The 7,286-nt window shown below is 70.1% G+C and carries 5 protein-coding genes and 2 pseudogenes; 1 reads left to right on the top strand and 6 read right to left on the bottom strand.

The window, feature by feature from the left end; all coding sequences use genetic code 11:
* The 6 genes and pseudogenes from CR470_RS18260 to CR470_RS18240 form a co-directional block, all read right to left on the bottom strand.
* Nucleotides 1-191, bottom strand: a pseudogene (locus CR470_RS18260) (DNA recombination/repair protein RecA); the annotation flags it as partial.
* Nucleotides 192-456: 265 nt separating this feature from the next.
* The gene (locus CR470_RS18255) at nucleotides 457-1,488 is read right to left on the bottom strand and encodes a TolB family protein (RefSeq protein WP_097868651.1); all 1,032 of its coding nucleotides are present in this window, start codon (nucleotides 1,486-1,488) and stop codon (nucleotides 457-459) included.
* Nucleotides 1,485-2,792 carry an MFS transporter gene (locus CR470_RS18250; RefSeq protein ID WP_097868650.1) on the bottom strand — a complete coding sequence of 436 codons (1,308 nt, stop codon included), beginning with the start codon at nucleotides 2,790-2,792 and terminating at the stop codon, nucleotides 1,485-1,487. Before CR470_RS18250 ends, CR470_RS18255 begins: the two co-directional genes overlap by 4 nt.
* Nucleotides 2,793-2,936: 144 nt before the next feature.
* A complete protein-coding gene (locus CR470_RS40600) occupies nucleotides 2,937-4,163 on the bottom strand; it encodes a discoidin domain-containing protein (RefSeq protein WP_306667801.1) in 1,227 nt (408 codons plus the stop codon).
* 57 nt (nucleotides 4,164-4,220) lie between these two features.
* Nucleotides 4,221-5,060, bottom strand: a pseudogene (locus CR470_RS40590) (chitosanase); the annotation flags it as partial.
* A 335-nt stretch (nucleotides 5,061-5,395) separates the two neighbouring features.
* A complete protein-coding gene (locus CR470_RS18240) occupies nucleotides 5,396-5,854 on the bottom strand; it encodes a winged helix-turn-helix transcriptional regulator (RefSeq protein WP_097868648.1) in 459 nt (152 codons plus the stop codon).
* A gap of 86 nt (nucleotides 5,855-5,940) precedes the next feature.
* Here CR470_RS18240 and CR470_RS18235 point away from each other — a divergent pair, with 86 nt between their 5' ends.
* Nucleotides 5,941-7,143, top strand: coding sequence for an MFS transporter (locus CR470_RS18235; RefSeq protein ID WP_097868647.1), 1,203 nt, complete (start codon nucleotides 5,941-5,943; stop codon nucleotides 7,141-7,143).
* Nucleotides 7,144-7,286 lie beyond the last annotated feature (143 nt).

The raw sequence follows: 7,286 nt of genomic DNA, 5'->3' as shown, positions 1-7,286 counted from the left end.
ACCTCCACCACACGGCCGCGCGGCAGACCGCCCACACCGAGCGCGACATCCAGGGCGGTCGACCCGGTGGGGATCACCTCGATGGGCTCGTTCGGCCGCTCGCCCAGGCGCATCACCGCACCCTTGCCGAACTTCCGCTCGATCTGAGCCAGCGCGGTGTCCAGCGCCTTCTCGTGGTCGGTTCCTGCCATGAGCTTTCACCCGGTCCGATTGAGTGGCACGCCGCACGTCGGAGAACGTGAGCGTCTATTGCCGACAACGGACGTGTCGGAGATCCCAAAAACGAACATCCGATCGAATTTCGTGTCCAGTGAAAGGTATCAAATGCAGGGAAGCGGGACGGGTCGCGCGAAGAACCGCGCCGGACGACACGTTTCGTGCGGCCGATGCGTAGCAGGCGGCAGGGGGCTCCCTGGGCGCACCAGCTCGTCACCGCGCGGCCGTCGCCGCCCCTGATCAGCTGCTCGCCGCGACCATGGAAGGTGACGACGCGTCGCGCAGGAGGAGTCTCGGCTCGGCGGCCGAGGTGCCGACGGGGACGGTCCAGATGTCCGAAGTGCCCTTCGCCCGGCCCGGGAGGGCGTACGCGAGGGTCGAGTCGTCCAGCCACGCCGCCTGGTCGTCGACGCTGCGGGTCTCGGTGACGGGAGTCTCACGCATCGTCTTCACGTCCAGTACGTGCAGTCGCCACGGATTCTGGGCGCCCTCGCGGACCCTCTTCTTGAAGGCGATCCGGGTGCCGTCGGGCGAGAGGGACGGGCATTCCGCGTTGCGGCGGAGTGTGCGGGCCTTCCATGTCCTGATGTCGCCCTCGACGAGGTACGTCTTCCCCTTGGTGGCCACCGTCGCGTAGAAGCGGTTGTCGTCCGCGAAGGTGACGCCCCAGTAGTTCACGTCCGGGGCGTGGTAACGCCGCCCTTCCAGGTAGAGCTGGAGGGTCTCCACGTTCTTGACCAGATAGCCGGTCCGGGTGTCGAGGATGCCGGTCCTCGTCGAGAAGGAGGACGAGGCGTACGAGTCGCCGCTGACGAACAGCGTCCAGGCGAGCATCCGGCCCGAAGGAGAGACCCGCGCCCGGTTGGGGATGCCGCCGACCACGACGGTCTTACGGGTGTTCAGCTTCCGGTCGAGGACGCTCACCTTCGTCTTCTGCGAGATCCCGGGGTGGCTCGCGATACAGACGGCCGACCGTCCGCTCGCGTAGAAGCGGTCGCACGACAGCCCGGTGTTCCTGCTCCGCGCGTCGTCGGCCGCTCCTCCCGTTCCCGAGGAGCTGTACGGCGCCGAGCGCACGTCGCCGTTCCGTGCCGCGTGGTACAGGCCGGGCGCCTCGTCGAGTGTGAGGCCCGGAGCGGCGACGGACTCCGGCGACCGGCCGTCGCCGTCGGCTGCCGCGACCGTGTAGCCGACGGCGACGGTCGCGAGTACGGCGGTGGCCGCCGTGAGCGCGGTGATCCGCGCGCGCAGGGAAAGAGGAGGCAGGGTCATGAGGGCTCCGGGGCGGTGACGGGTGCGGGGCCGGCGGGCGTGGGTGCGGCCGGCAGGAGTACGCAGGCGAGGACGAGGACGGCGCCGAGTGCCGCGGCGGCCAGGACGAGGGCGTTGTCCATGCCCCACAGCGTCCAGACGGCTCCGAACCCGACGGACGCGAACAGACGGCCCAGACTCTGGCCGGTCTGCAGCAGTGCCATCCCGCCCGCGCGCCGGTCCGCCGGCACGACCGGGCCGCCGAGCGCCATGAGGACCCCGTCGGTCGCCGCGTAGAACGTGCCGTGCAGGACGAGCACCAGGATCGTGAGCGGCCAGCCCGCCACCGGGGAGAACAGCGCGACGTACACCCCGAGCAGGGCGACATGCCCCAGCAGGTACGGGACGCGGCGGCCGATCCGGTCGGCGGCCCGGCCGAGGGGAACGGCGAGCAGGAGATAGACCGCCGCGCTGCCGAGCGGCAGCAGCGGGAAGAACTCCACGTCGAGGGCGAGCCGCTTCTGCAGGACCAGGTACAGGAATCCGTCGCCCACGCCGACGAGGCCGAGCGCCGTGGCCGCGAGGAGGATGCGGCGGAAGGCGGGGACGTGGAAGAGCCGCAGCGTTTCCCGCAGTGTGGCCGCGGCCCTGCCGGGCGGGCGCGCCGGACGGGCTTCGCGGCCGGGGACGAACGCGAAGAGGATCAGTACCCCCAGCAGGCCGAAGCAGAAGCTGACGACGAAGACCGCGTCGTAGGCGTCGACGGTCGCCCACAGGACGGCGAAGGCGACGAGCGGTCCGAGCATGGCGCCCGTGGTGTCCATGGCCCGGTGCACACCGAAGGCGCGGCCGAGGTCCCGCTCGTCGCAGCTCAGTGAGATCAGGGCGTCGCGCGGTGCTGTCCGCACGCCCTTGCCGACCCGGTCGGCCGCGAGAGCGGCGGAGAGGGCGGGGGTGGAACTGCCCGCGAGGAGCAGGCCGAGTTTGCAGACGGCGGACAGCGCGTATCCGCTTCCGGCGACGAGCTTGTGCCGCTGCCAGCGGTCGGCGGCGTGCCCGCCGGCGAATCTGACGAAGGCGGTGACACCGTTGTAGAGGCCGTCGAGAAAGCCGAACTGGAGGGGGCTGAGTCCCAGCCCCAGGACGAGGTAGAGGGGCAGTACGGCGGTGACCATCTCGGACGAGATGTCGGTGACGAGGCTGACCGCGCCGAGCGCGACGACGGTGCCGGTGAGGCGCCTCCGGCCGGCGGGCCGTACGGCTGAGGGGGTCCGGTCGGGGGCGGTTCCGTCCGGTGGACGGGTTCTGCCGACGGCAAGGTACATACAGACGCTCCTGGTACGCGTGCCCGGAGCTCCGGCTGCACAACCGGTGCTCCGGGCGGGTTCGCCGGCCGGGCATGGCCGGCCGGCGGGGCACGGCGGCCGGACCACGACGGACGGTGCGGGGGTCGGGGACAGGCGTGGAGATCAGTGGCAGCTGTACGTCGGGCCGGTGTCCAGGACCGTTCCGTCGGTACCGACGAACTTCGAGGTGAAGGTCGTGTCGGTGAAGTCGAGCTGCATCACGCCGAACTTGTCCCAGATGCGCTTCTGGCTGTTCTTCTGCACGGTGTCACCCTGGCCGTACAGGTCCTTGCCACCCATACCGCCGAGGATCTCGACGATGCCGTTCGGGTCTGCCCGGCCGTCCGGGCTCTGCGGGGCGAAACGCTCGTAGTGGTGGTCGTGGCCGCTCAGCACCAGTTCGGTGCCGGCTGCCTGCAGCATGGACCAGATCGGCTTGCTCACGGGGTCGTTGCCGTGGCTGCCGGAGCTGAACAGCGGGTGGTGGAAGTACGCGGCGACGCACTTCTTGCTGTTCTTGGCGAGGTCGGCCTTCAGCCAGTCGAGCTGTTCGTGCTCGTCGAACCGGTTGGAGTTGAGGGCGACGAAGTGCCAGTTGCCGTAGTCGTAGCTGTACCACATCTTGCCCTGGGGGGTGGCGCGGTCACCGAAGTACTGCCGGTAGGCGACCTCGTCCTGGTTGTCCCAGTCGTCGTACGCCTCGTGGTTGCCGGGCACGGGGTGGGTCTTGTCCTTGAACTGGCCCCAGGACTTGTCGTAGTAGTTGCGGAAGTCCTCGATGTGGGCGTCGTCGTACTGGTTGTCACCCATGGTGATGTAGAAGGCCGGGTCGATCGCCATGGCGCGTGCGGCGGTCTTGAAGTGCTGGCACCCCGGATCGGTCCGATTGCACTGGTCGGCGATGTCACCGGCGCCGACCACGGTGAACGCGCCCTTCGGGGGCGGGTCGGTGGGGGTGGTACCCCCGGCGGTGCCATACACGTCGGCCTCCCACAGGGAGTAGCCGTACGTGGTGCCGCGCGCGGTGCCGTACACGCGCAGGTAGCGGCCCTTGCCGGTCAGACCGGTCCAGGTGTCGGTCCCGCCGTTACCCGCTGTCTCCGCGGCGAGGCGGGTCCAGTCGGTGCCGTCGGGCGAGATCTCCAGCCGGTACTGCTTCGCGTACGCGGCCTCCCAGGTCAGCTCGACGCGGGAGACGGACGCCCCTTCGCCGAGGTCGATGCGGAGCCACTGCGGGTCCGATCCTTCGGCACTGGCCCAGCGGGTGGTCGCGACGCCGTCGACGGCCTTGCCGGGGGTCAGGGTGGAGGTCTCGGACGAGGAGGCGGTGGCGGGCTTGCCACGCGATATCAGCGCCTCGGTCCCGGAGGGGTCCGTCGGTTCCGGGCCTGGCCGGGGGTCGGTGTCGATACGGAAGTCGTCGCCGTAGACGGCCCAGGCCAGTGGTGTGTCGAGGTCGAGATTGCCGTTCCTCAGGAACACGCGCTGGGCGGTGTCGACGCGGCTGGTGTCCTCGTGCGCCGCCTCCTTCTTCATCTCCACGACACGGGCGTCGAGGAAGGCGTCGAGGTACCGGGTTTCGTCGCCGCCCTCGGCCGGCGTACGGGCGTCGTTCCGGGCCTCGGCGCGGATGCTGTCGAAGCCCGACTGTCCGTGCATGACGATGGCGTCATAGTAGGCGAACTGGCCGAGTACCCGTAGCCCGTCGCTCTTCGCCCGGGACACGGAGGGGTCGAAGTAGACGCGGTCACGCTCGTGTTCCTGGGCCGCGCGGAACTCGGGGGTGGCCGCGGCCTGCTGCCATGCGGCCGTGAAGCCGGGGTCCAGGCCCTCGTGGGAGTCGCTCCCGTCGACCGCGCGGAGCGCCGGGAGGTACTTGGCCAGCGGATTGCCCGGCACCTTGCCCGTGTAGTACTCGACGAGTTCGAGCATGTCGTGCGTACCGGAGCAGAAGCCGACGACACCGGCCGTGTAGCCGCGCCCGTCGCCGATGTCCTCGATGTAGTCGAACTGCTCGCGCCACTGGAGCGAGGAGTTCTCCGCCGTCGAGACGATCTGCATGGCGATCTCCTTCTTCACCGGATCGTCGAGGCCGGATGCCGCGGCCGCCTGTCCGGTGTTGAGGGCGATCACGGCGGGGATCGCGGTCAGCGCCATGGCCAGGGCGATCCTCACGCCGGTGCGACGTCGGCGGTGCACGGGGCGGGGTGGTCGTTCAGAACGGGAAACGCGGTGGGGCATGCGCATGCGCACGTGGGTCTCCGATCTCTTGCGACATGCCGGACGCCGAACGCGCAGGGGCGTCGTGGAGGGGCGTACGGACACAGCTCAGCCGGGAGGTCAGCTCTATTAGGAAAGTTTCCTTTCCATTGAGTCGCGTCCATTGGAGCGCGCCGCTCCTCTTCTCGCAAGGGTCATGACAACAACAATCCGGAGCGGGGCGGCGCGTCCCGCGGGGGACCGGGCCCGAGCGACGCGTGCTCGACCGCCGTGTCCCGACGGGGGCGGCGCCGCGGACGTGGACGCGGACACACCGAAGCTCTCGACGTCTCACCGTCTGCCGTGCGTGAGCTCGTTGACGCCTATGAGGTCTTCCGTACGTGGGTGGTGTCGGCGTCCAGGGGGGTGCCGTCCGTACCGGCCGGCGTGACGTCCGGCACGGGGGCACCGTGCCGGTCGACCAGGACGGAGTGGGCCTCGCCCGGCGTGAAAGCGTGACGCTCGCCCCACTGGCGCAGCGTGAGGATGACGGGGAACAGGGCGCGGCCGGCGTCGGTGAGGACGTACTCCTGGCGGCGGCCCGATGGGGCGGTGCGCTGGACGAGGAGCCCGTGGGCGAGGAGCTTGCGGAGGCGGTCGGTGAGGATGTTGCGCGCGATGCCGGTCCGCCGCTGGAACTCGGTGAACGAGGCGGCACCGTCCATCGCGTCACGGATGACGAGAAGGCTCCATCTGTCGCCGACGAGGTCGAGGGTGCGGGCGACGGGGCAGTCGGGATCCGACCAATGTGCGTCCGGGGCGGGCAGGGGTTCGCCTGGCATGGCACCTCCCAATGAGTTGCAGATTGAAACCATCATGCCGTACGGTCCAAATGGTTGCAATGTGCTACTGATTGAATGGGGCTGCGATGAACGCATGGCGTCGATTGCTGCTGGCGGTGGTGTGCGGTGTCGCGGTGGCGGGCGTCTACGCCGCGCAGCCGGTACTGGAGCCGATGGGGCGCGACCTCGGCGTGCCGACGGAGCTCACCGGATGGCTCGTGGCCACCGGTCAGTTCGGCTATCTGACGGGGCTGTTGCTGCTGGTGCCGCTCGGGGATGTGGTCGACAGGCGCCGCCTCATCGCTGCGCAGCTGGCGATCACCTCGGTGGGCATGCTGCTCACCGCGTCGTCGTCGGCCGCGTGGCCCGCGCTTGCGGGGCTCGCGACGGCCGGGGTGTTCGCGGTCGTGGTGCAGATCGCGGTGGCCTACGCGGCCTCGGCCTCCCCTCCCGCCGAACGCGGACGGAACATCGGGGTGGTGACCTCGGGCGTCGTCGTCGGCATTCTGGGTGCACGGGTCGCTACCGGCGCGCTCGCCGACCAGTGGGGCTGGCGCAGCGTCTACGTCGTGCTCGCGTTGCTCTCCCTCGGGCTCGCCGTCCTGGTCCTGGCCGCACTGCCCTCGGGGACGCGGGTGACGTCCCCTGTGACATACCGCGAGGCGGTCGGCTCGCTCGGCGGGCTGCTGGGGCAGCGAGCCTTCCTGGCACGCGGCCTCGTAGCGTTCTTCCTGTTCGCATCGTTCGGAACTCTGTGGAGCGGGCTGTCCACGCCGCTGGCGGGCGCACCCTGGCAGCTGAGCGAGACCCAGATCGGGCTGTTCGGCATCGCGGGCCTGGCCGGCGCACTCGGCGCGGCGCGCGCCGGACGGTGGGCGGACGCCGGGCGCGCGACCCCGGTCAGCGGCCTCGCGCTCGCCCTGCTGATCCTCTCGTGGGCGGCGATGGCCCAGCTCCCGTGGTCCCTGTGGCTCCTGATCGCCGGAATCGTCGCCCTCGACTTCGCGGTCCAGGCCGTACACGTGAGCAACCAGCACATGCTCACCGCTACGTATCCAGATCGCCTGAGCAGCGCCATCGGCGGCTACATGGTCTTCTATTCACTCGGCTCCGCACTCGGCGCGGCGGCGACCACCGCGATCTTCACGACCCACGGCTGGACGGGCACCAGCCTCCTCGGATCCGGATTCGCGGCGTGCGCGCTGGCCGTCTGGCTGCTCGTCAAGGCGGGCTCCCGCTCCGGCACCGCAGCCACAGTCCCGGCTCGCGGTCGCGAAGCGCTGCGTTAAACGGAACGAGCACAGGATGCTGAAGCCGGAACAACGCCGTAGACGATGCTCCATGTTTCAGTTCGAGGGGCCGTTTGTGGCAGCGGAGAGCGGCGGCCCGGTCGAGGTGGGCCGACGGTTCCGCCCGACGCCGCCCGATGTGG

The organism is Streptomyces sp. rh34 (assembly GCF_002551245.1).
In the GTDB taxonomy this organism is placed as follows: Bacteria; Actinomycetota; Actinomycetes; order Streptomycetales; family Streptomycetaceae; genus Streptomyces.
This window is presented reverse-complemented; position numbering and strand designations above follow the sequence as displayed.

Excerpts from the sequence above, each read along its gene's own strand:
- CR470_RS18255 (WP_097868651.1), bottom strand. The coding sequence starts at position 1,488 with ATGACCCTGCCTCCTCTTTCCCTGCGCGCGCGGATCACCGCGCTCACG.
- CR470_RS18250 (WP_097868650.1), bottom strand. The coding sequence starts at position 2,792 with ATGTACCTTGCCGTCGGCAGAACCCGTCCACCGGACGGAACCGCCCCC.
- CR470_RS18240 (WP_097868648.1), bottom strand. The coding sequence starts at position 5,854 with ATGCCAGGCGAACCCCTGCCCGCCCCGGACGCACATTGGTCGGATCCC.
- CR470_RS18235 (WP_097868647.1), top strand. The coding sequence starts at position 5,941 with ATGAACGCATGGCGTCGATTGCTGCTGGCGGTGGTGTGCGGTGTCGCG.